Here is a 23,650-nt window from a genome sequence, read left to right as displayed (position 1 = left end):
CATTCTGGGAATGATCAATCCAAGGTAAAAACAGATGCCAGAGCAGAATTGATACATCATCAATGATTCTTCGAGCCTGTTTTTACCGGTTTCGGTTTGCAACCATGGAAATAATCTACAACTGATAAAACAGCTGCCAGCGCTTTTATAGCTGTAATATCATGACCATGGTGAGTCCTGTGCAGAGCTTTACGATAAACCATGTGGCGACTGGTCTGCTCAGCCTGAGCAACGATATCTTATTTAATTCTGTTTGCTTTTTTCCAATGCCACAATGTATCTGTAGAGTTGATCGTATTCTTTTTTGGACGGAGTGGTGAACAACGGATCATTCTGCATTCGGATTTCTTTTTCGATCTCGCGCCATTCATTTTCAGAAAACATGCTGTTCATCAGTGGATAGACATGTTCTATTTCCTTTTCAAGATGTCTTTTTTGTAATTTGACATAGTTTCTTGATTGGGTCAGCAGTTCGTCAGCAGAGACAATGCAGTCTTCAGCAACGTTGTTGAACAGTTCCTGTACTTTCTCGGTTGCCGAAATGATCTCCTGATGTTCATCCTGAAGTTGTTCAATGAGCGAGCTTTCTTTAACATTTTTTTTCAACAGCCTGTTGAATATGATGTCTTCGGCAGGATGATGCCATTTGTCAGGGTAAGTTTGAATATAATCTAATGCACTGAGAATGATGTCCAAGTCAGCACTGCGCTGACTGTCAAAATCATAACAGTCAATTTCATGACTGAAACATTCAAGCAATCTCAGCAAATGAGAATGATCAGTATGCAGCTGGCGTTGAATTCTATGCATAACAATTTCTCCAATAAGTTGCTGTTGTGCGATTGGAAACTGGGACGCTTTTAAATATTTTCGTCTGCTGACGTGTACGAACAGTGATTACGGCCGGGATTGTTGCAATGTTAATTCCTATCGTTAATTTCTATCACCCTTTTCAGTTCATCCGCTGACATTTTCACATACGTATAATAATATGTGAATGCGTTTTCCAGATACACTTCTTATAAATCAAACCTGTTTTGACAAAATATTGCTAGTGAAAGTTTTTGTGAACGATCAAATCTTATTTGGTACATTATTGTTGCTGTTTTTCTGCCAGTCGGCACATGCTATTCAAGGACACGAGGCGCTAAATGCTGAAGATTTACTGATCAGTTATACAGAAAGAAGCAAGCTTGCACTGTCTTCTGATCATCATATGAGTATTAATGTTTTTCGAGACGGTCATATCCTGATAGCTTTGCCTGAGGCGATGAGGGGCGGTGGTTACTATCGAACGATACTGGACCGGGAAAAGATGGAAAGGTTATGGAAATTGATGACTGAAGAATCAATCCTGACATTTGATGCGCAGCATCTAAGGGAAATGCTAACCAGTGAGCGACGATCATTAAAGGAATCGCGTGCAGTTGTGACCAGTGTCTCTGATAAGGCGGAAATTCTGATTGAATTTTATCCAAACCGCTGCAAGCAGACCGTGCTAGCAGGTGAAAGTAATGATGTTATGCGGCGTATTGCATGGACCGATCTCAGGTGGGATGCTGAACAATATGCGCACATTGAAATCATTCAAATGCTGTCAGAAATACAGCGCGCGTTATTGTCGATTCTTGATCGGGATGATCTGCAGTCCGTACATCCCTCCTACATTCAGGAAAACACACTTTTTTGATAAAAGTTTACGATGTCATACTGAATAGTGAGGCGGTTAGCTGTTTTCACAGATGGGCATTGATTTTAGTGTTTCTAATCCTGCTACCATGGATTTCTATCGCTGAAGCCGGGGTATTTGAGTTTGTCAGTGATGACGATGAAGTCGATATTATTACGCATCCGACAGGGTATACCGGTATCGGCGGTGAGTTGATTGTGACAGTCGGGATCGCGCCATTGTCGCCACATGCGGACGAGATGGTCATACCGGTAAAGAATGCAATCCAAACATGGAATCAACTTGTGCCGACAACCGGAAATATCAAGATAGATGGCAATACAGTGCCACGCCGAATGTTTGACTTCGAATCGGTTGCGCTCCATGAACTGGGGCACTGTATTGGTCTGGGGCATCCCAATCTTGGCACTGAGTCGGGACTTACCGGTGAAGAAAAAGACTATACTAAAGCCGTCAGTGGTGACAACGACAGGTTCGATTTGGATCGTGGCATGGATGGTATTATCGGTTCGGAGGACGATCTTCGCGGGGATGATATCAATCTTCACTGGTTCAACAAGGAAAACAATAACCCTTTTTTGCTGGCCGAGGTGGTTGATAAAACGACTTATAGTGTGGTGTTGGAAGATCTGCCACCAGGGCATCGTTTCGTTGCGAATGGCGATCGTTTTGTGTCACTTCTGCTAGGGTACGGCAATACCGAGAGCGTAATGCAGCAAGGTATCCTGTCGGGAGAAGCACGTCGGTCCCTGGTTGCCGATGATGTTGCAACGCTTCGCCTTGGGATGAGTGGATTGGACAGACTGGCTGGAACATCAGACGATTACACGCTAACCCTGCAATATGCGGGGATGACTGATGACGCTGATATTGTTTTGAATTTTGACAACAAGACTGTATTTGCAGCGTGCAGCATTACCGGGGTTTTTATTAACGATAAGCACGTGGCAATTCAGAAAGGACAGATTTCGTTCAATACGGGCTATCAGTGGTTTTTTAATTCGGTGTCTGATCCGACAATGCCGGAACAACCGGTATTATCCGTTCGAGTCAACGGACAGGCCGAATCCGCTACGCTGCAAAACGGCGACCGTTTGTTACTAACCATTGGCCTGAATCCCGGAACAAGAAGTGGGAACCAGACCGATTACTGGGTGCTTGCAATGACACCGCTGGGCGACTATTGGCTGGATAGTCGATTACAGTTCGTTCGTTCTGATACGCCTGTGCGTGCGCATGGTGGGACGATGATTGCGTTTTCCGATCTCAAAATTTTCGATGGTGTGACCGGTAACTTGCCTGCAGGTTCATACACGATTATTTTTGCCGTCGATGATAATCGTGACCAGATTTTCGACGAAACATATCAGCACTCTGTTTCCTTTACAATATTGCCCAGGTAATATTAAGACGGATTGTTTGCAGGGATAAAGAAATTGCATGTTATTATTAATGACTTACCATGAATATAGAGTGAAGTACGCCGCATTGATTTTATGTATGTTGAACCGAAGTGTTTCATTAAAAAAGGAATAACGAATAACAATTTTTTGAGGATATTGATATGCTTTGTCCAAATTGTGGAGCACAAAACAGTGAACAGGCCGATTATTGCACGCAATGCGCCGCGCCATTGAGAACTGAAGTCGTACATTCAGTCCAGGTGCAGGACGATGATGCAACAATAGCAACATCTCAGATTGCAGATCATGACGATACAGCTGCCTCAAAAGAGAGATCACAGGATCATTCGTCAAGAGAAGATGGTAAGCGTGAGCGGCTGAAGCCACGCATTACCAACCTGGATTTTCAGTCCGATAAAGCGGCAAGTGATAAACCCGTTGTTTCTCCAGGGTTGAATATCGGTATTTTTATCGGCACGCTGATACTTCCAATTATAGGAATCGCAATGGGTTTTACGTACATGAGAAAAGCGCATCCGGATGCAAAGCGGGCAGGTAAGAACTGGCTGATCTTTGGTCTTGTTATGATGTTAATCAATATTGCTGTGATTTATTTTTGACTGGCTCAAGATCCAATGTCAATGTGACCAGCATTTGATTCATTCTACCCGTTTGGCGATCAAAACGTTGGCATTCCTTGCGTTATAGCGCTTGTGTCATTGATAATTCTCAATTTTACAGGGTTGCTTGCGTCCGGATCTTTTATTCTGTTCAGTTTGTCGTCTTCCAGTATTTTTGTATTGCCTGAAAATTGAACTATTCAAACCAAGGTAAGTTCGAGAAGCTTTTGGCGGAACTGTTGGTACAGTTAAATAATTCTGGTGTAGTTGCCGGTCATTCTGGCCATGGCCATCGGACGGCGGCACACGAGAAGGCCTGCTGGCAGCGGTATCGGGAAAGTCTGCCAGGAAAATTCATCGTGTCGCCGTCTTCAGCTGATATATATGAAGTATGGCTATAATAGAAAGGCAACGCATGTGTCCTGACAAGAACCCACCCGGCGACTTTGATCAGGTCTTGGCCTGCTTCCTGTTAAATAGGATCTGTATGTGTCTGGAAGTTGAAATGACATTAGAGTTATTTGAAATGTGAATGCCTGAGTCAAGAAAAAATAACTATTTAACGCAAGTAAAAATGCACTGCATTATCAGAGCGTAAAGATATACAGATCATTTTCATCTAGCCCTGTTGCGACGCGCCAGTCAAAATTCAGATGTCTGAAACAAGTAAAACACCTCTAATACCGAACCCATCAGCGACAACTCTTGAACACGGGGGTGGTTCTGAAATCGTTGATTGTGGTGCAGTACCCGATACAGAGACAATTAATGAGTGGCCGGTTTTACTGGTTCTGTCCGCTGTGCAGTTTGTGCATATTCTTGATTTTATGATGATTATGCCACTCGGTCCGGCTTTTTTCAGATTGTTTGAGATAACGCCAAAACAATTTGGCTTGCTGGTCACGGTCTATACTTTCAGTGCAGCTGCGAGCAGTTTCCTGGTCGCGTTTATTATTGACCGTTTTGATCGAAAACATGCATTGATTGTTCTCTGCTCGGGCTTTATGCTGGCCATGCTGCTGTGCGCTGCGTCTGTCAATTATCAGATGTTGCTGTACAGCCGGGCAATTGCCGGTGTGTTTGGGGGATTGATGAGCGCAACTGTATTTTCTATTATTGCCGATCTGATTCCGGAATGGCGTCGTGGCAAGGCGACCGGTACCGTTATGTCATCTTTTTCATTTGTGGCAGTTGCCGGTATGCCGGCCGGTTTGTTTCTCGTTGGTCTGCTGAGTTGGCGCGTACCTTTTATTGTGTTGGCCATTTTAAGTTTCATCATTATTTTTACCGCAAACCGGTTGCTGCCGTCGGTAAAAACACATATTCATCAGGCCCATAGATATGATCCTGCCGGGCAGTTAAAAAATATTTTTATGAACCGGAACCATATTTTTGCTTTTCTGCTGATTGGCATGCTGATGTTTTCGGCATATCTGGTTATCCCTTTTATCAGCACATACATGGTGACTAATGTCGGTATGCAGGTAAGCGATCTGCCGTATCTGTATTTTTTTGGTGGTTTATTCAGCTTTTTTACGGCGAATCTGTTTGGACGGTTTACAGATCGTTATGGCAGGCGGGTGATGTTTGGCGTACTGGCTATGCTGTCGCTTGTGCCCGTGTTATGGATTACGCACATTTCAGAAGCGCCTTTATTTATGGCGCTGACGGCGTCAACACTGTTCATGATACTGGTGACGGGCAGGGTTATTCCACTAATGGCGCTGGTTACTACTGCTGTCAGGCCGCATTTGCGAGGTAGTTTTATGACTTTCCATATGTCGATACAACAATTGTCAGCGGGGCTGGGTTCGTTGCTGGCGGGATCCATGATGGTGATGACCGCGCATGGAAAAATTCTGCATTACGATACCGTGGGCACCCTTGCCGCATTCATTACTGTGATTGGTATTTTGCTGGTAACGAAGTTAAGATCGGTTGAAGAAATCGACGCTAAATTGCAATGACGACATGGAATCCAAATTTTTATAACGCTTCTCCGATTTTTGAATCCCTAACGCCGCTGGCAAAAAATTTTCAAGCCTGCTGTGACTGGCCATCGCACCAGCAGCTTGGGTTTTTATTGAGAGAAACCGGAATTTGCGTCAAAGCGGGCTCCGGTCTGCCGATACAATTCGTCCCGCAACAACCTGTAAATACTAAAGATCGCAAACAACATTATGAATCCAGAATTTTTCTGACTGGTAAAGTTTCAACACGGCAGGAAAACTGGCATGATTTTTTTAATGCACTGGTATGGATAACGTTTCCAAGTGCAAAAGCAGCACTCAACCGAATTCATTATCAAGAACTGATACATGCGCAGCAGACAAGAGTTGAGACGCGTGGTCCTTTGCGAGATGCGGCTACGCTCTTTGATGAATCGGGTGTTGTAGTTTTATGCAGCCGGCCTGTGTTAATCGAATTACTAAAGCAGCATGAATGGAAGAAGGTATTCTGGCAACGAAGAGCAGCTGTATTATCATCGTTGCGATTTATTGTTTTCGGGCATGCTCTATATGAAAAAGCATTGAAACCGTATGTCGGCATGACCGGTAAAGGCCTCTTTATTCAAGTTGAGGACATGTTTTTACGTCAATCACTGTCAGCGCAATTGCGGGCGGTTGACTCGTGGCTGGCTGATTTTTTGTTGTGTCGGTCGTTCTCCAGTGCCGATTTATCGCCTATTCCGATACTGGGTTACCCGGGTTGGTCAAGAGAGAATATGACAGAAGACTACTATGAAAACCGGCAGTATTTTCGTCCATTGAAGCAACGAGGAAGACCGGTAAACAGTCTTCATGTCGATCGTGAATGATTGCATATAATTGATTTAACTTAATGTGAATTGTATGGTAGGGTCGGTTATTGAAAATTGTCGAGATTGTCTGACAGATGAAAAATGCAAAAAATTTAATGATGCGTTATATGAGAATTTTTGACTTTTTTTCTTATATCGTAACGATTGCTGAAATTTTTCTCAGCGATTTGAGAGTGATAGTGAGTTTCATAAAGTCAGGCTGCTGTATTGTTATTCCGGGGGTAAAATTTTGAACAAGCCAGTACGGCGTGTCGGGTTGGTTGGCCCACTGCCGCCGCCATACGGCGGTATGGCGAATCAGACACGTCAATTGACAAACCTTCTACAGCAAGAAGGTGTTCAAGTGGTGCTGGTTCAGGTAAACGCGCCCTACCATTTTGCCTGGGTGAGTAAGATACGTGGTATTAGAGCGCTTTTCAGGTTAATACCATACTTGCTCCGGCTTTGGCGAGTTGCCGGACAGGTTCAATTGTTTCATATCATGGCCAATTCCGGCTGGGCATGGCATCTCTTTGCAGTACCTGCTATTTGGATTGCACGGTTCAGGAGTACACCCGTGATAGTGAATTACCGAGGCGGTGAAGCGGAGGTTTTTTTTAAAAAATCATTCCACTGGATCAGACCCAGCCTCAACAGAACAGATGCTATCATTGTACCGTCAGGTTTTCTCGAAGCGGTATTCAGCCGATATGGATATACTGCCGGAATCGTCCCCAATATTATTGATCTGAGTCGTTTCCAAACAAGATCGTCGGTACATAAGGCAGATCGTGGCGATTCACCGCATATAGTAGTGACACGCAATCTGGAAGCGATTTATGATAATGCCACTGCCATTCGGGCGTTTTATATCATTAAGCAGTCAATGCCAGCGGCACGACTGACTGTCGCCGGAGAAGGCCCGGAGAAAGCGATGCTAAAGACGCTGGTAGCCGATTTGTGCTTGCAGGATTCGGTAAAATTTACCGGTCGGATCAGCAACGATGCAATTGCAGCGCTGTACCAGGATGCAGATTTGATGATCAATGCTAGTCTTGTTGATAATATGCCGATCTCGATACTGGAAGCCCTTGCCAGCGGCGTACCGGTCGTTAGTACCGACGCCGGTGGTATTCCATATCTCGTTGAGCATCATAAAACTGCGATGCTGGTGCCAATGAAAGATCCTGACGCTATGGCCGATGCAATGCTACAAATTTTGAAAAACCCTGAGCTGGCTGATAGTTTAAGAAACAGTGGTCTGGATCTACTGGAACGCTATACCTGGAATTCAGTCAAGCTACGTTTGTTTGACATGTATCAGCAAGTGTTAAAGCATGAACGACACTGATGGAGCACCTATGAAAACAGCGCCAGCCGTTACCAGCGGCCTTTATACAACTTGGGTTTCCGGTTGTTTTTTTCCGTTGCATGAAAAGCTGAAAAAGCATACGAGCGTTGCTTTGCACAGGCAACTGGAAGAATCACAGTGGTGGAGCATCGATCGTCTTCAGGCCGCGCAATTGAAGAAGTTGAGAGAATTTCTGACCCAGGTGCAATTTCATGTGCCTTACTATCAACAAGTATTTGCAGAGTCTGGATTCAATCCTGCCGAATTGAATTCCTTGGCCGATTTAACGCGTCTTCCATTTTTGACCAAAGCTATTATCAAAAAAAATACCGAGTCAATAAAATCCGGTATTGCCCGTAATCTTGCGCGTTACAATACCGGCGGTTCCAGCGGCGAACCGCTTGTGTTTTTTATTGGTAAAACGCGCACCAGCCATGATATAGCCGCGAAATGGCGGGCGACGCGTTGGTGGGGTGTGGATATTGGGGATCCCGAAATCGTGATCTGGGGCTCGCCAATAGAGCTTGGAGCACAGGACCGAATGCGCAATCTGCGCGATCGGATATTGCGCACCAAACTGCTACCAGCCTTTGAAATGTCCGATCATAAAGTTGATGAATTTCTTTCAGAAATACGCAGGATGCGGCCCAGGATGCTGTTCGGTTATCCCTCCGCATTATCACATATCGCGCGTCATGCCGGAATGCGTGGTGTTCGCATGGATGATCTGGGAATACAGGTCGCTTTTGTGACTTCTGAACGACTGTATGATGATCAGCGCCAGCAGATCAGTGATACGTTTGGTTGCCCGGTTGCCAATGGGTATGGTGGACGGGATGCGGGTTTTATTGCGCATGAATGTCCTGATGGCGGTATGCATATCAGTGCTGAGGATATTGTTGTCGAAATTATCGATGCACAGGGTAATCCATTGCCGCCGGGTAAGTCGGGAGAAGTCGTGGTCACGCATATGGCAACGCATGATTTTCCATTTGTCCGCTACCGTACAGGTGATATGGCGATTCTGGATGACAAATCCTGCGCCTGCGGACGTGGCTTGCCGCTGATACGGGAAGTGCAGGGGCGCAGTACCGATTTTATCGTTGCGCAGGATGGTACTGTTATGCACGGCCTTGCATTGATTTATATCTTGCGTGATCTGCCTCAGATAGAGGGGTTTAAAATCGTGCAGGAAAGTCTCGATTGCATGCATGTTTATCTTGTGTGCAGAACAGATTTGGATAAACAGCTGCAGCAGCATATCGAACGTTCTTTCAAAACGCGACTGGGACAGGCAGTGAATGTGCTAATTGAACAAGTCACGCATATTCCCGCTGAAAAATCGGGTAAGTTTCGTTATGTGGTCAGCAAAGTTGTCAGCAGATAAATTGTGATGAAGTGATGTCATTGACAGCAGGAGAAAAATAAATCGGGCAAGGCCTTCCTGCACTCGTAGCGCCCGCACAACCTATTGACTTTGACTGTGGTCTAAACTGGGCTGAAAGATGTGCGGGTAGCTGTCAAGTTGACAGGCCCCGTAGCTTTTCATTGAAGTGATGACGGGTATTCTGATCTGGCGTTATTCAAGACAATATTGGTGATTTTTCTTTCTTAGCGTACGCCTGGCGTAATATGCGAAACCAACGGCATTTCGTTGTGCGCGAAGTATCCAGTCATGCGCTTCTCGACCCAGCACCGGATCGATAGGCTTGATTGCGCCGGCGGCACGGGCGAGCAATTGCATTTTTGCGGCTCGCTCGAAAGCTATTGCCAAAAGACATGATTCCTCTATGCTGGAACAGGCAACTAGCAGGCCATGATGTGCCAGTAGAATTGCGCGCTTTTTGCCGATTGCCTGAGCGATCAGCTCACCTTCTTCGTTGCCGACGGGGACGCCTGGCCACTCCGGCAAAAATGCCACGTCATCGTAGAGTACGCAATTGTCCATATGCGAGATTTCCAGCGGGATTTCGAGCATGCTCAGCGCAGCAGTATGGACAGCATGGGTGTGAATGATGCACTGTACGTCCGGGCGAGCACGGTACAACCAGGAATGAAAACGATTTGCTGGATTTGCCATGCCATCGCCCTGCAATACCTCCAGATCTTCGTTTACGAGCAATAGATTGCCAGCGCAAATTTCATCAAAACCCATGCCTAATCGTTGAGTCAGATAAGTTCCGGGTTTTTCAGCACGCGCAGTTATTTGACCGGCGAGACCGGAGTCGTGTCCGTTATCGAAGAGGATGCGGCATGTTAACGCAAGCTTTTGAGCCAGGTTGTATTGCGTGCCTTGCAGGTGAATGTCCATCTGGTCGAAGGATTGCTTGATTAATTCTTTTTTATCAAAATTGAAGGTGTCAGTGCTCATATGCTTTAGATTGTTTTATTTAAGCCAGTCAGTGTATGGATCGATCGGTATTGAATCGCTAATAACCTCACCATGGTATGGTCTGACCATCGTAGGCGAAAAACCTGCCGGAATCGGTGTGTGTCAATTCATCAATGACACGGCGCATTCCCGATACGCTCTTTTCGGTCGATATTAATGCATTCGGACCACCCATATCTGTTCTTACCCAGCCGGGATGTAATAACCCCACAATTATTCCTTTGGATTCCAGATCAATCGCCAGGCTTTTCATAACGATGTTAACAGCCGATTTGCTTGAGCGATACACATAGCTGCCGCCGCCACGATTGTCGGAAACGCTACCCATTTTGCTGGTTATCGTTACAATCTTTTTTAGTTCGCTTCTTGCGATCTGCGGGTAGAATGCGTCCGCCATTTTTAATGGTGCCATTGTATTAATTCGGAATGCATAAGCCCAAGCCTCGTAGTCAAGCTGATGAAAACTGGTATCGCGGGCTACCGTATAGACGCCCGCATTATTGATAAGGATATCAATCACTTCTGTCGACAGTGTTTGGGACAGCTGTTCAATTTGTGTATGATTATCTGCGTCGAGTGCGTGTATCTTAATTGCATCCGGATTCTGTGATGCCAGCCGGTTCAACTCATCTGAAGTCGAAGGATTCCGTGTACAGGCGTGAACGAGCCAGCCGTCATGCGCATACTGGCGTACAAATTCCAGACCGATACCCCGGTTTGTTCCGGTAATCAAAACTGTTTTCATGCGATTTGTGGTTCCTATCTATAATTTTGAAATAACTCGTAGTAGATATTTAATTTTAGTTTTCTTTTTTTTTGGTTATTGAATTCAAAAGATGCCTCACCAGCCAAGCCAGTTTATAGTAAAGCATATCAAAAATATGCGCTCACTACAGGTTTTTGAAAATTTAATTTTATCAATCAATGGATTAAACATAAAACATATCATCAGATAAAAACCTGTGCGTATGTAAAAATTTTTTCAAGTCTTGTCTAACCTGTCGTTGCTAGGGTATAGTTCGGGCTCAGCCAAACATATGTTCAAGCAGGAGAGCGCGCTCAGGAACCAAATATTCAGAGCGCCGCCGAAGGCGTAACTCCCCGGAATCGCTCAGGCATGGTTAGACATTGTTTCTCCCTGGGAACCGCTTGAAACAGGCAATCTGGAGAGTGCCAGGCAATCGAGCCTGGCCACCGAAGGGGCACGCGGTTTAATACCCGTAAATCTCTCAGGTAAAAGGACAGAGGGGTGTGTTAGAGGACATCATGTGTGTATGATGACTTAATTTTTATACCGGGAGAATAATCCGTGCTGAAAAAAACACCCCTGAATCAGACGCATCGTGAAATGAACGCCAAAATGGTTGATTTTGGCGGCTGGGACATGCCGTTACACTACGGATCTCAATTGGACGAACATCACAAAGTTCGTCAGGATGCAGGCATGTTTGATGTCTCTCATATGCTGCCGGTTGACATTAAAGGCGAGAATACACGAGATTTTCTGCGGAAACTGGTTGCCAATAATGTTGACAAACTGACCATTCCCGGAAAAGCGTTATACACCTGCATGCTGACACCGCAAGGTGGGGTCATTGATGACCTTATTATCTACTTTTTATCTGAAACCTGGTTTCGTATTGTTGTCAACGCTGGCACTGCCGACAAGGATGTAGACTGGATACTTAAGCAGCGGAATATAATTGCTCCCGATCTTGAAGTTTTACCGCGACGTGATCTGGCCATGATCGCGGTGCAGGGACCCAATGCACGCGCAAAAGTATGGCAGGTGCTTCCGGAAGCAAAAGCTGCAACGGAAGAATTGAAACTGTTTCAATCCGTTACGCTGAATCATTTCTTCATCGCACGCACCGGCTATACCGGTGAAGACGGTTTTGAAATTATGCTGCCCGGAGAGGAGTCGCCGGCATTCTGGAAAGCACTGCATGGTGTTGGAGTGGCGCCTGCCGGGCTTGGCGCACGCGATACACTGCGTCTTGAGGCCGGTATGAATCTCTATGGACAGGATATGGATGAAACAATATCTCCAATGGAGTCAGGGCTCGGCTGGACGGTCGATCTAAAGAGTGATCGTGATTTTATCGGTAAACAGGCGCTGCTCGATTCAGAAGTTACTCAACATCTGGTGGGGCTGGTATTGCTTGATCGCGGTGTGCTCAGAAGTCATCAGAAAGTGGTTGCGCAACGTGACGACAACGAATACGAAGGAGAAATCACCAGCGGCGGGTTTTCACCGACCATCAATCAGTCTATCGCTCTGGCTCGTATTGCTGTTGAAGTTGCTCCGGATGAAGAAGTGAATGTGTTGGTCAGAGATAAGAAATTGCGCGCCAAAGTGGTAAAATACCCATTTGTACGGAACGGAAAAGTTCTGGTTTAATTTGGGATCATCAATCAATATCAAATCCGGAGTAAATATATGAGTATTCCAACAGATCTGAAATATACCAAGTCACATGAATGGGTGAAGCCTGAAGCAGACGGGAATGTCAGCGTCGGCATTACAGATCATGCCCAGGAGTTGCTGGGAGACATGGTTTTTGTTGAGTTGCCGCAGGTCGGTGATACATTTGCACAAAAACAGGAATGTGCTGTAGCAGAGTCCGTTAAGGCAGCGGCGGATGTCTATTCACCGGTTTCAGGTGAAGTAATCGAGGTTAATTCAGCACTGGTCGACAACCCCGAGAATATTAATCAAGACGCCTTTGGTTCCTGGCTTTTCAAATTAAAGCCCGGCAATCCATCAGAAATTGATGAATTACTTGACGCAGACGGGTATCAGGCATTGCTGGACAGTGAAGAGCACTAGCAGGGAATTGATAATACCCAGCTAATCATCCATTTACACCATCACATTCTATTAAGAGGTTTTTCATAATCCACCATGCCGTTTATTCCACACACACAAGATGATATTGCTGAAATGCTGGCAAGCATTGGTTCAGACTCTATTGAAACGCTTTTTGATGAAATTCCCGATGATTTGAGAAGCGGTCGGTTAAACATTGTTCCGCCCGGGCTGAGCGAAATGGAGATCTCCCGGTTAATGATGGAACGCGCCACTCGGGATGGTTTTTACCAGAACTTTATCGGTGCTGGCGCTTATGATCATCATATACCCGCCGCTGTCTGGCAAATCACAACCCGCGGTGAATTTTATTCCTCGTATACGCCTTACCAGGCTGAGGCCAGTCAGGGGACCCTGCAGTTACTGTATGAGTATCAGACGATGATGGCTTCGCTGACGGGTATGGATGCTTCCAATGCAAGTCTGTATGATGGAGCAACTGCGTTGGCTGAAGCTGTGTTGATGGCAGTTCGATCACATAGATCCTCCCGTCGCATTCTGATGCCGCAAACTGTACACCCGGTATACAAGAAAGTTGTGCGAGCCATTGTTGGCAATCAGAAGATTGATATTGTTGAGGCACCTTTCTGTGAAGAATCCGGGCGGATTTTGCCGGAATCGCTGGAAAAATTTGACGATGAGGAATTTGCCGCAATTGTTATACCTCAGCCGAATTTTTTTGGCGTGCTGGAGCAGGTTAACGAGCTTACTGACTGGGCGCACAGTAAAAAAACGTTGGCGATCGGCGTTGTTAATCCAGTTTCTCTGGCCTTGTTAACCCCACCCGGAGAATGGGGAAGTGACGGTGCTGATATTGCGGTTGGCGAAGGGCAGCCTTTAGGCATACCGCTTTCCAGCGGCGGCCCGTATTTTGGTTTTATGGCATGCAAGAATAATCTGATTCGTCAGATTCCCGGCAGGATTATCGGCCGCACTAACGATCTTGATGGCAAACAGGGTTTTGTCCTGACGCTCCAAGCCCGTGAGCAGCATATTCGAAGATCCAAAGCAACTTCAAATATTTGTACCAATCAGGGTTTAATGGTTACTGCCGCGACAATTTATATGTCCTTGCTCGGTCCGGATGGCCTGCGTCGCGTGGCAGAACACTCACATGCCAATACTATGGATCTGGTGCAGCAGCTGGAGAAAATATCCGGTGTAAAAAAAGTTTTCAATAGCCCATTTTTTCACGAAACAGCTCTGAAATTGCCGAAACCGGTCGATGTTGTTCTGGCCAGGATGAAAGAGAAAGGTATACTGGCCGGCTTTGATCTTCAGACGTTTTATCCAGAGATGAGCGATACATTACTGGTGTGCGCAACTGAAACAAAAACTGCTGCGGATATCCAGAATTACGTTACACAATTTGAACAGGCGCTTAAATAATCAATGGGCGACCGTGCATATTGCGCGTTTTCCCGGCACCTGACACACACAAATCCATTGAAACCTTAATAAAGAAGGAATGATTATGGTCACACACTTAGGTAATCCAATTCGTATTGAAGGCACTTTCCCGGCAGTCGGTCAGAAAGCGCCGGATTTTTCCCTGGTTAATCGGGATCTGGAAGACGTTACGCTTGATCGTTTCGTTGGCAAGAAGAAAGTACTGAATATTGTTCCAAGTCTGGATACGCCAGTTTGTGCGCTTTCTACGCGCAAATTCAATGAAAAAGCCAGTAATATGGACAATACGGTTGTGCTTATTATTGCCGCAGATTTACCTTTTGCTATGAGCCGTTTTTGCGATACCGAGCACCTGGACAAAGTGATTACGCTATCAACCATGCGTGGCGCCAACTTCATGAAAGACTATGGCGTGGCTATCGCAGAAGGACCGTTTGCAGGAATTACTGCTAGAGCTGTTATCGTTCTGGACGAAACAAATACAGTCGTTCATGCCGAACTTGTTCCGGAGATTGCAGATGAACCCAATTATGATGCTGCGTTAGCTGCATTGAAATAACTTTTATACGCTGTTACCAAGATGCTGATATTTGAACATGCACGCCCAGGGCGTCGAAATTATTCACAAGCGCCAACAACAACCGCAAGTACAGAAGGTATTCCGGACCAATTTCTTCGCAAGAAACAGCCGTTGTTACCAGAAGTATCCGAAATGGATACAGTTCGTCATTATACGCGGTTGTCACAAAAAAACTTTTCAATTGATACCGAGTTCTATCCACTCGGTTCGTGCACCATGAAATACAATCCGCGCGCGTGCAATGCACTGGCCATGCTGCCGCAATTCTTAAGCAGGCATCCGCTTGCACCGGAAGATACTGGTCAGGGATTTCTTGCCTGTATGTATGATTTGCAGGAAATTTTAAAAGACGTAACCGGTATGGCCGGTATCAGCCTGGCACCGATGGCTGGTGCGCAGGGTGAATTAATTGGCGTCATGATGATTCGTGCCTATCATGAGTCGCGTGACGATTATGAACGAACGGAAATAATCGTACCCGACGCGGCGCACGGTACCAATCCTGCAACAGCCGTCATGTGTGGATTTAAAGTTGTTGAAATTGCGACTGACAAAGAGGGTAATGTCGATCTCAATGCCTTGAAAGCGGCAGTTGGTCCGAAAACGGCGGGTTTGATGCTGACAAATCCTTCAACGCTGGGTGTTTTTGAAGAAAATGTCACCGAAATGAGTCGCATCGTGCATGAAGCCGGTGGACTGTTGTATTATGACGGCGCCAACCTGAATGCTGTACTGGGCAAGGTCAAGCCTGGCGATATGGGGTTTGATGTTATTCATATAAACCTGCATAAGACTTTTTCAACGCCACATGGCGGTGGCGGACCTGGATCGGCGCCTGTCGGTGTGGCCAAACGATTGCTGCCTTTTCTTCCGGTACCTTTTGTGTCATCCGAGAACGGAACATACAGCTGGGTTACCGAGAAAGAAAGACCGCAGTCCATCGGTCGCCTTTCCGCACATATGGGGAATGCAGGCGTTTTGCTGCGGGCGTACATCTATGTGCGTCTGCTGGGTAGAGATGGCATGAATCGTGTGGCCGAATTTGCCACACTGAATGCGAATTATTTGATGGCGGAGCTTAAAAAAGCCGGATTCGAGATTGCGTTTCCGACGCGACGTGCCAGCCATGAGTTTATTGTTACTCTAAAAGATATCAAGGACAATACGGGCGTTACGGCGATGAATCTCGCCAAACGTTTATTAGATAAAGGATTTCATGCGCCAACAACGTATTTTCCGATTCTGGTTCCAGAGTGCCTGCTGATCGAACCAGCAGAAACCGAATCCAAACAGACGCTGGATGCGTTTGTTACCGCTATGAAAGAGATTCTTGCCGAAATAAAAGAGCAACCGGATCTGGTCAAGAATGCGCCGCATACCATGCCGCTCCGCAAACTCGACGATGTCAAAGCAGCGCGTGAGCTTGATCTATGCTGGAAACCGGACGCTTAGGTCGGTATCATCTATCCAATTTTTTTGGATTGATTGATATTTCTATTTTTTAAAAATAAACAAGCAGCTAGTTGATGATCCTCTTTTGTTAATTAAAACAGCAATAGAGTATCATCAACCATCACAACAAAACCGATAACTGTTAGACTGATTTGCCTTGGCGTACAATCAGGTATCCTTTAAATAATCCTTTTAATTCAAAGTTATGCGAATACTGATATGCGGTTCTATCGCTTACGATAATATTATGGTTTTCCCCGATCACTTCAAAAACCATATCCTGCCTGAAAAAATACATGTTTTGAACGTTGCCTTTTTGGTTCCGGAAATGCGCCGAGAGTTCGGTGGATGTGCTGGCAATATTGCCTATAATCTGAAAATGCTCGGCGGGGAACCTATCATGATGGCGACAGTGGGCGACGATATACAACCTTATATGGAGCGGTTTGAAACACTGGGACTTGATCAGTCGTGTATTCTGCATGTCAAAGATACCTTTACTGCACAAGCATTCATAACTACTGATCTGGATGATAACCAGATTACTGCATTTCATCCCGGCGCAATGAATTATTCTCATTTAAACTCAGTCAATGATGCATCACAGATCAAACTCGGCATTATTGCGCCCGATGGTCGCGACGGCATGCTGCTGCATGCACAGGAGCTTCATACAGCGGGTATTCCGTTTATCTTTGATCCGGGTCAAGGATTGCCTATGTATAATGGCGATGAATTGACAGATTTTATTAATAAAGCCGATTATATTGCTGTCAATGACTACGAAGGCCAGCTATTGCAGGAGCGAACCGGAATCACATTGACGGAAATGGCGGAAAGAGTCAAAGCGTTGATCGTGACACTTGGGGCCGAAGGTTCGATCATTTATGCTGATGGCAGGCAAATTCGAATACCATGCGTCAAGCCTGTTGAAATTGTCGATCCGACCGGTTGTGGTGACGCATACCGTGCAGGATTGTTATACGGTATTATCAACAATATGGATTGGCAAACGGCAGGCCAGCTAGGATCACTGATGGGAGCGCTTAAAATTGCGCAGCGTGGCGGGCAGAATCATCAATTCACGCGTGACGAAATTGATCAATATTATTATGAAAATTTTTCGAGCCGACTTTTTTAGAAGTCGCGATTGCGATGGCGTGTGATTTTTGCCGATTCGGTATACTGAATCGAACAAATGGCAAAGTGTTGTTTGCAACATGAACATATCGCATTAAAAAGACGGATATGAAGCTATTGAGCTGGAATATTCAGTGGGGGCGCGGTCTTGATGGCAGAGTTGACCTGCAGCGTATCGTGGAAACCATTGGTCGACTGGACCACTTTGATATCATTTGTCTTCAGGAAATAGCTGTCAACTTTCCGGATTTGCCAGGCAGTCAGGGAGAAAATCAGCTCGAGATATTGTCATCGCTTTTGCAGGATTACACGGCAATTTATAGTCCGGCAACGGATATTCCCGACGGGGTTGGTAACCGAAGTCTGTTTGGTAATATGATTCTCTCCCGTCTGCCGGTAGGTCAAATCTGGCGACATTTGCTTCCCTGGAATGCTGAACCGAAAACCCCCAGTATGCAACGGACCCTGATAGAAGTTGTTATTTTTACAGCTTCGGGTCCGGTTCGTGTCCTTACTACACATCTTGAATACTACTCAAGACGTCAGCGTGAAATTCAGATTGAGACAATTCGCCGCCTGCATGTTGAGGCGAATAGCATGGCCGGCCGTGTATTCGATTCTGCCGAAAAGGATGGACCCTTTAAAGCCCATCAAAGGCCTCCTGAAGCGATTTTATGTGGAGATATGAATTTCCCTGCATCGTCAGACGAGCGTTTGCAATTACTGGCACCATTTGAAAACGATGTGCCGGCTTTTTACGATACCCGCAGTTTATTATACCCTGATGTGCCACATACACCGACTGTTGGCATACATCCTGTTGATTTTGTTGATCAACCAGAATGTTTTGATTATATTTTTATAACCGAAGGGTTGAGAAGTCATTTAAAATCCTATCAAACTGACTCTGAAACTCAGGCGTCAGACCATCAACCTGTCTGGATCGAGTTGAGCTAAGGTTGCTTCTGTCGTTACTTGAATAAACGATAAGATGAAGAAGCAGACTACTGAAAGACATTCCCTCTTTATACGAACACTGCCAGGCTACGCAAATATTTATTGCTTCTAGCTGTAAATTTTATTTCTGTAATATTGTATCCTGAACCTATCGATAATCCGTAAAAAAATAGTGTTCTGTGGTATCGTGCAGATTTGTCGATGCGGTTTTGTGATTGATTAAGTACGCTAGGATACTGGTAAAGCATTTGTTGAATAGGGAGGGGTTAAAATGAGAAGGATATTGACAGCATTCGCTTTAATACTTTGTACAACGAATACGGTCAACGCAGCGGGGCCGTATGACGGGATCTATGCGCTGAATTTCAGTGGTTTTTTAGCCGGTTATGCGTCCATTCATGAAAATAATGGTGTGATTATTGCGGTTGTCCTGGAGCCCTCACCGTCTGATTCAACCTGGGAGGCAATTATCGGAACGCGTAATGGTAACATTGTCCGATTGAATTCCATTTTTGGCACAGTCAATCTAGTGATCGACGTAACCTTCAACGGGGATAACGCAACAGGAACGGCGGTTATCATAGCTTGCAGTGATGACGATGACGATTCGTCAAATGACAGCGAAAATTGTGATATTCCTGCAGGTACAGCTCTAAACCTAACCAAAATATTTTAGTACTGCATTATCGACAGGTTTTCAGCATGACTAGACACATTTGCTGAGTTTATGTGGCTGTCGACCCGATTTTGTCGACAGGATATGCATCACCAGAATCAGGTAGATACTAATGATGATGCTTAAATTATTTTGGGAAAAACTGCTTACAACGATCTGGTTTGTGCCTACTGTCATAGCTACAGGTCTTGTTATGTCATCTATCGGGTTTCTGAATATAGACCAGCATGTTGATATTCGTAACTGGCCCTGGGTAAATACGCTACAAATTGGCACCACGGGTGTTCGGCAGGTGCTTGCGGTTACGACTAGTGCAATCATTTCGTTGACGGGTGTTGTTTTTTCAATTTCCGTAGTTGCATTGACGCTGGCTGCAAACCAGTTTGGATCAAAAATCCTGCATAACTTTTTGCGTGATAACAAAGCGAAAATGGTGCTGGGATTACTTATTGGAAGTTTTCTATACGGCCTAGCGCTGCTGTCATTTATTGATACGCATGAAACAACCTCCCAGCAGATGCCTATTATTTCTGTTGCCATTAATCTGCTGTTGACAGTGCTGTCAATCATCGGCCTGATATATTTCATTCACTACATTTCAACCACGATTCAGGCAGATCAAATTATCTCATTAATAGGCGAGGAACTGAGTCAGGCAATTGATGAATCGTTACTCGATTTGGATGAGCAGGCCACTACAGATTCTGTTAAGCAACGGTGGGATATCACCGTGCATGCAATGCCGTCGGTTACGATGGCGGCGTCAGTGAGTGGTTACGTGGAATTTGTTGATATCGAACAGCTCAAGAAAATCGCTGAAAATGAGAATCAGCATATTGAATTGTTTCTGCGGCCTGGCGATTTTGTTATCGAAAATCTGCCAATCCTGCGAGTATTTCAAGAAGGCGGAATCAACGAAGACTGTTATGACAGGTTAAGGTTGTGTATATCCCTTGGCAGGAAAAGAACGCCATTTAGTGATATAGAGTTTGCAATAATGCAACTACTGCAAATTGCGTTGCGCGCCTTGTCACCAGGTGTCAACGATTCCTTGACAGCGATTGCCTGTATAGACTGGCTCAGTTCATCACTGGGTCGAATGGCAAACAGGGAATTTCCACTGGAATATCTTGAAGATTCCAACGGTGTGGTGCGCATCAAGAAACGCGAATTACGTTTTGCCGATGCGGTTGATACCATGTTTCATCCATTGAGGCAGAATGTCACAAACAATGAAATGGTCATGATTCATCTACTTGAAACGATCTCGAGAATCCTGCAGGTTTCCAGAAAACCTCAGTATTCAGAAGCACTATACAACCATGCCAAATTGATTATGGAATCATCGAAAGAAAGCTTTTGCAGTCCCTCGGACACGCAGGAGATTATCAAACGATTTGAGAAATGCCAAATCATCTATGAGCATGCCAGGGCCAAATTACAGGCTGACAGGAAACCAGTATTTGAATCATCGGCCAGATTCAAAGTATGAATACAACATTCGCGGCATCGATTCTTAGCCTGATGTGTGTCGCAAGCCCATTATATGCCGATCAGTTAGCCGACATAATCGCGGATAAAGCCGAATCGGAACAGGATGCTGCCAGCCAAAGGGTAATCTTGAAGACATTGCACTCCATCGAAGGCGTACTGAACGATCCCCAGCCGATGGTGACCATTGAAAAACTGGGTGATTCCAGCATTGTTTTGCGAATATATGGCTGGACCAATCAGGAAATATACAGTTTTCCGAATGTGCGCAGCGAAGCCATTCGGCAGATAAAGCAGGATTTGATCAGGAAAACATTGTGATGCCGGAGCCGATTTATCAAATCAAAATGGTCGGATTGAAGCTTATGCTGATGTTGCTCAGAAAGAAACCGGTGAACAGCAAACAGCATACACGACCAGTCGTCAACCTGGGGTAATTGCGGATGTCTCAATCGATATCAGTAATGACGACACCATCGAGAAAATAGTGGAGGACGAGAATGAAGGCGGCGATACCGATAACTTGCTCGATAAAACGCTGCTCAGGGATAATCCGGCAGTTCTTAATTGATGCTGCATGCATTTCAGATATTTACAGTCATTCCGGCTTTTTACAATTAAGCGGCTGGATAGGCCGCGCAGCTTCGGGCCGGACTATTTTGCACGATTTATCGAACTCGTTTGGGAACATGATCGAACCGACGAACAAGAAGGCGGTCTGCGTGTAGATTGCAATGGCGAAGCATGGGCGAAAATAAAAGCGCTGAATCAGAATGTCAGCAGTGCCGCAACCGGAGAACCATGCGATAAAACAATCGTTGTTTAACCCTAACTGCGGGCGAATAGCTCTCAGCTCTCCGGTTCTCGGAATCATGTTTAAGGCCGGGGGCCCCTTCTGCCTAATAGCCAGAACACAAGAGCAAGTACTAATCCAACAAAAAACGCAATTTTTGCCATTTCCACGGCAGCACCGGCAATTCCACCGAAACCCAAAACACCGGCAATAATGGCTATAATCAGGAATGTCACTGCAAGATTTAACATGTAAAACTCCTTTAAGAATGCGTGCTTCACCCTCGCTTCTGTTCAGAATATGAAGCAGAATCCACGTGCAGTCTCACTTGCTTTGAATAACCGAGCACATAGGATTTCAGTTTAAAAATCAACCGTTATCCATGGTGTTTTTATTTCATCATATTTGTCAACTATGAGGGTGAAGCAGGCTCGTAACAAGACGAACAACAAATTTCGAATTTCAACTTCATAAATTGAATTAAAAATGGAACTTGAACCAGCTGGTAACAGATTTTAATCTGAGCCGGTACCTCTGGTTCAATCATTCAGACTAAAGTTCACTTAAATCGGTCTGCTGCATTTTTAAAAGAAGCCGATACGTGATCCCAAGCGGATTCCATGCCCCTGCGTATGTCTTTCCACGCATCATCGCTGGCCGCTTTCAATTCTTCATATTTTTGCTTCATATCGCTTTTTTCAGATTCCAGTTCGCGGATTTGTTGATTCAGTTCGATTTGCGCATCGGCATCGGCTTCAGATGCTTTTGCCTTCAGTGCAGCAATATCCGCTTCCCATTCGTCGAGTTTAGCCTGCAGTTTCTGCAAATAAGCTTCCTTGTCGTTCATTGCTCTCTCCTTGATGAATTGAAAAATTTTCACTACCAATCAAATAAGAACATTATCTTGTTATTGTGGTAGTTTGAGCATGAATAATTGATAAAGTTTTCAAAAATTCTGGCTGTTGCCTTTGATTACTGCTATGTGCCGGTGATGAGCCTTGGGTCAGCAGCTGAATGAATTAATATTTAATTTTAAAAGAAGTCGTTCGAATTAATCCCTGCGCGGCAAACTCGACACAAATTCATTCGCGAAAAAACAGGTTGCATGAGAGGCTGTCATACGAAAAATGTGCACTGGATCTGCATCACTGCATTCTGGTAATCGTTACGGCAGCAACCGGATTTTCCAGTCATATTCTGCCGGATCAATTTCATCGGGATCCAGACCCCCTATTCCTCTGTGAATGTGAACGAAACCTTCGCCTGTATCGTCAGGAGACTGCGCTGTTCCACCGCATAACGGACCGGGTATATCTTCACAGGATTCTGTATTTGTCTCGGTGCCGGCATCATAGGCATTGAAAGTGGATTGCACGCTACCGGTCTGTGGCAGAGCCATGTTGTTCAACGCGATGAAACCATCGTTTGTTGGCAGCAGCATTGCAAACAATGATAAACGATTCTGTGCATCATCGACGTCAAAAAATTCGACAGTCTGGTTTTTGCACCCTACCAACAAGCCGCTGCCAGCAACATATGAAACGAATTTCCGTACGGATTCCTGATCGAGAATGGCCATTATGGGACCAAGACTGTCTGCTTCTGTAATTTCTGACAGTGCATGATTCATCTGTCCATTCAGCAAGCCAGTCGCTGTATCGTTGAGATTGTCACACGGTTCACAAAGAGACACCGGTACATGAGCAATAACAATCCGTGGTTTGAAAGTGGTTTTATATGTCAGGCTTGTGATTTCGACTCGATAATCTGCTGCTACGGCAAGTTGATACGATGCTGCAAATGACAAAAAAACAATGATTTTTTGAAAAGACGCCACCGTTTGCCTTCAGTTGTGTGCTTAAGAGAAGGCGTGAACAATTTGCGCGAGCAATGATATATCCGTTTAATCGTGCACCTGTTTGAATATTTCATCCGTTTGTACGGTATTTGAGTGAGCGTAATGACGTTTACTGGCGGAAGTATTACACTGTAGCTAAAGTACGCATTTTTGTTTTGCCGGTTAACG

Annotated in this window: 25 protein-coding genes and 1 riboswitch; of the genes, 18 read left to right on the top strand and 7 right to left on the bottom strand. The window is 45.2% G+C overall.

The features are described from left to right. Positions 1-243: 243 nt before the first annotated feature. On the bottom strand, positions 244-810 hold the full coding sequence (locus tag BMX44_RS03035) for a hemerythrin domain-containing protein (RefSeq protein WP_090627850.1): 567 nt from the start codon (positions 808-810) through the stop codon (positions 244-246). 256 nt (positions 811-1,066) lie between these two features. Here BMX44_RS03035 and BMX44_RS03030 point away from each other — a divergent pair, with 256 nt between their 5' ends. The 7 genes from BMX44_RS03030 to BMX44_RS03000 all read left to right on the top strand — a co-directional run bounded on the left by BMX44_RS03030 (position 1,067) and on the right by BMX44_RS03000 (position 9,251). Beyond that, on the top strand, positions 1,067-1,690 hold the full coding sequence (locus tag BMX44_RS03030; protein ID WP_143056874.1) for a hypothetical protein: 624 nt from the start codon (positions 1,067-1,069) through the stop codon (positions 1,688-1,690). After that, a complete protein-coding gene (locus BMX44_RS03025) occupies positions 1,687-3,093 on the top strand; it encodes a hypothetical protein (RefSeq protein ID WP_090627846.1) in 1,407 nt (468 codons plus the stop codon). The genes BMX44_RS03030 and BMX44_RS03025 overlap by 4 nt, the downstream gene beginning before the upstream one ends. 161 nt (positions 3,094-3,254) lie before the next feature. Next, positions 3,255-3,713, top strand: a complete 459-nt coding sequence (locus BMX44_RS03020) for a zinc ribbon domain-containing protein (RefSeq protein ID WP_090627844.1) — start codon at positions 3,255-3,257, stop codon at positions 3,711-3,713. A 653-nt stretch (positions 3,714-4,366) separates the two neighbouring features. Next, a complete protein-coding gene (locus tag BMX44_RS03015; protein ID WP_090627842.1) occupies positions 4,367-5,680 on the top strand; it encodes an MFS transporter in 1,314 nt (437 codons plus the stop codon). Then, positions 5,677-6,531: a DUF3025 domain-containing protein gene (locus tag BMX44_RS03010; protein ID WP_245738806.1), complete on the top strand. Its 855-nt coding sequence runs from the start codon at positions 5,677-5,679 to the stop codon at positions 6,529-6,531. The genes BMX44_RS03015 and BMX44_RS03010 overlap by 4 nt, the downstream gene beginning before the upstream one ends. A 232-nt stretch (positions 6,532-6,763) precedes the next feature. Next, entirely contained in the window at positions 6,764-7,864 is a 1,101-nt protein-coding gene (locus BMX44_RS03005; protein ID WP_245738805.1) for a glycosyltransferase family 4 protein, read from the top strand. A 10-nt stretch (positions 7,865-7,874) separates the two neighbouring features. Beyond that, positions 7,875-9,251, top strand: a complete 1,377-nt coding sequence (locus BMX44_RS03000; protein WP_090628157.1) for a phenylacetate--CoA ligase family protein — start codon at positions 7,875-7,877, stop codon at positions 9,249-9,251. 192 nt (positions 9,252-9,443) lie between these two features. Here BMX44_RS03000 and BMX44_RS02995 read toward each other — a convergent pair whose 3' ends face one another. Together BMX44_RS02995 and BMX44_RS02990 are read right to left on the bottom strand one after the other, a co-directional pair. After that, positions 9,444-10,235 (bottom strand): aldolase, encoded by a 792-nt coding sequence (locus BMX44_RS02995; protein ID WP_090627838.1) that lies wholly within the window; start codon positions 10,233-10,235, stop codon positions 9,444-9,446. Between the two features lie 67 nt (positions 10,236-10,302). Then, on the bottom strand, positions 10,303-11,001 hold the full coding sequence (locus BMX44_RS02990) for an SDR family oxidoreductase (protein WP_090627836.1): 699 nt from the start codon (positions 10,999-11,001) through the stop codon (positions 10,303-10,305). 408 nt (positions 11,002-11,409) lie between these two features. Further along, positions 11,410-11,511: riboswitch (glycine riboswitch) on the top strand. 54 nt (positions 11,512-11,565) lie between these two features. Between BMX44_RS02990 and gcvT the strand changes: the two genes are divergently transcribed. From gcvT to BMX44_RS02940, 10 genes are all read left to right on the top strand, one after another. Further along, a complete protein-coding gene (gcvT, locus tag BMX44_RS02985; RefSeq protein ID WP_090627834.1) occupies positions 11,566-12,657 on the top strand; it encodes a glycine cleavage system aminomethyltransferase GcvT in 1,092 nt (363 codons plus the stop codon). A gap of 39 nt (positions 12,658-12,696) precedes the next feature. Next, positions 12,697-13,086, top strand: coding sequence for a glycine cleavage system protein GcvH (gene gcvH / locus BMX44_RS02980; protein ID WP_090627832.1), 390 nt, complete (start codon positions 12,697-12,699; stop codon positions 13,084-13,086). Between the two features lie 75 nt (positions 13,087-13,161). Beyond that, the gene (gcvPA, locus tag BMX44_RS02975; RefSeq protein ID WP_090627829.1) at positions 13,162-14,514 is read left to right on the top strand and encodes an aminomethyl-transferring glycine dehydrogenase subunit GcvPA; all 1,353 of its coding nucleotides are present in this window, start codon (positions 13,162-13,164) and stop codon (positions 14,512-14,514) included. 85 nt (positions 14,515-14,599) lie between these two features. Next, positions 14,600-15,094, top strand: a complete 495-nt coding sequence (tpx, locus tag BMX44_RS02970; protein WP_218143911.1) for a thiol peroxidase — start codon at positions 14,600-14,602, stop codon at positions 15,092-15,094. Between the two features lie 21 nt (positions 15,095-15,115). Beyond that, positions 15,116-16,567 carry an aminomethyl-transferring glycine dehydrogenase subunit GcvPB gene (gene gcvPB / locus BMX44_RS02965; RefSeq protein ID WP_090627826.1) on the top strand — a complete coding sequence of 484 codons (1,452 nt, stop codon included), beginning with the start codon at positions 15,116-15,118 and terminating at the stop codon, positions 16,565-16,567. A 205-nt stretch (positions 16,568-16,772) separates the two neighbouring features. Further along, entirely contained in the window at positions 16,773-17,708 is a 936-nt protein-coding gene (locus BMX44_RS02960; RefSeq protein ID WP_090627824.1) for a carbohydrate kinase family protein, read from the top strand. Between the two features lie 107 nt (positions 17,709-17,815). Next, positions 17,816-18,664 (top strand): endonuclease/exonuclease/phosphatase family protein, encoded by an 849-nt coding sequence (locus BMX44_RS02955; RefSeq protein WP_090627821.1) that lies wholly within the window; start codon positions 17,816-17,818, stop codon positions 18,662-18,664. 271 nt (positions 18,665-18,935) lie between these two features. Next, on the top strand, positions 18,936-19,340 hold the full coding sequence (locus tag BMX44_RS02950; protein ID WP_090627819.1) for a hypothetical protein: 405 nt from the start codon (positions 18,936-18,938) through the stop codon (positions 19,338-19,340). A 112-nt stretch (positions 19,341-19,452) separates the two neighbouring features. Beyond that, on the top strand, positions 19,453-20,832 hold the full coding sequence (locus BMX44_RS02945) for a DUF2254 domain-containing protein (protein WP_090627816.1): 1,380 nt from the start codon (positions 19,453-19,455) through the stop codon (positions 20,830-20,832). Next, entirely contained in the window at positions 20,829-21,152 is a 324-nt protein-coding gene (locus BMX44_RS02940; RefSeq protein ID WP_090627814.1) for a mechanosensitive ion channel domain-containing protein, read from the top strand. The genes BMX44_RS02945 and BMX44_RS02940 overlap by 4 nt, the downstream gene beginning before the upstream one ends. A 127-nt stretch (positions 21,153-21,279) precedes the next feature. Here the strand turns inward: BMX44_RS02940 and BMX44_RS17380 are convergent, their stop codons facing one another. Then, entirely contained in the window at positions 21,280-21,414 is a 135-nt protein-coding gene (locus BMX44_RS17380; protein WP_281246233.1) for a hypothetical protein, read from the bottom strand. Here BMX44_RS17380 and BMX44_RS02935 point away from each other — a divergent pair. Continuing rightward, the gene (locus BMX44_RS02935) at positions 21,409-21,657 is read left to right on the top strand and encodes a hypothetical protein (protein WP_090627813.1); all 249 of its coding nucleotides are present in this window, start codon (positions 21,409-21,411) and stop codon (positions 21,655-21,657) included. The genes BMX44_RS17380 and BMX44_RS02935 overlap by 6 nt on opposite strands. Positions 21,658-21,707: 50 nt before the next feature. On the opposite strand, the gene BMX44_RS02930 is transcribed toward BMX44_RS02935, so the two are convergent. The 3 genes from BMX44_RS02930 to BMX44_RS02920 form a co-directional block, all read right to left on the bottom strand. Then, positions 21,708-21,875, bottom strand: coding sequence for a DUF1328 domain-containing protein (locus tag BMX44_RS02930; RefSeq protein ID WP_090627810.1), 168 nt, complete (start codon positions 21,873-21,875; stop codon positions 21,708-21,710). A 308-nt stretch (positions 21,876-22,183) separates the two neighbouring features. After that, entirely contained in the window at positions 22,184-22,471 is a 288-nt protein-coding gene (locus BMX44_RS02925; RefSeq protein ID WP_090627807.1) for a sll1863 family stress response protein, read from the bottom strand. A gap of 318 nt (positions 22,472-22,789) precedes the next feature. Then, positions 22,790-23,461, bottom strand: coding sequence for a spondin domain-containing protein (locus BMX44_RS02920; RefSeq protein ID WP_090627805.1), 672 nt, complete (start codon positions 23,459-23,461; stop codon positions 22,790-22,792). Positions 23,462-23,650 lie beyond the last annotated feature (189 nt).

The sequence above is a fragment of the Nitrosomonas marina genome (assembly GCF_900110145.1).
GTDB classification, from domain to species: Bacteria; Pseudomonadota; Gammaproteobacteria; order Burkholderiales; family Nitrosomonadaceae; genus Nitrosomonas; species Nitrosomonas marina.
This window is presented reverse-complemented; position numbering and strand designations above follow the sequence as displayed.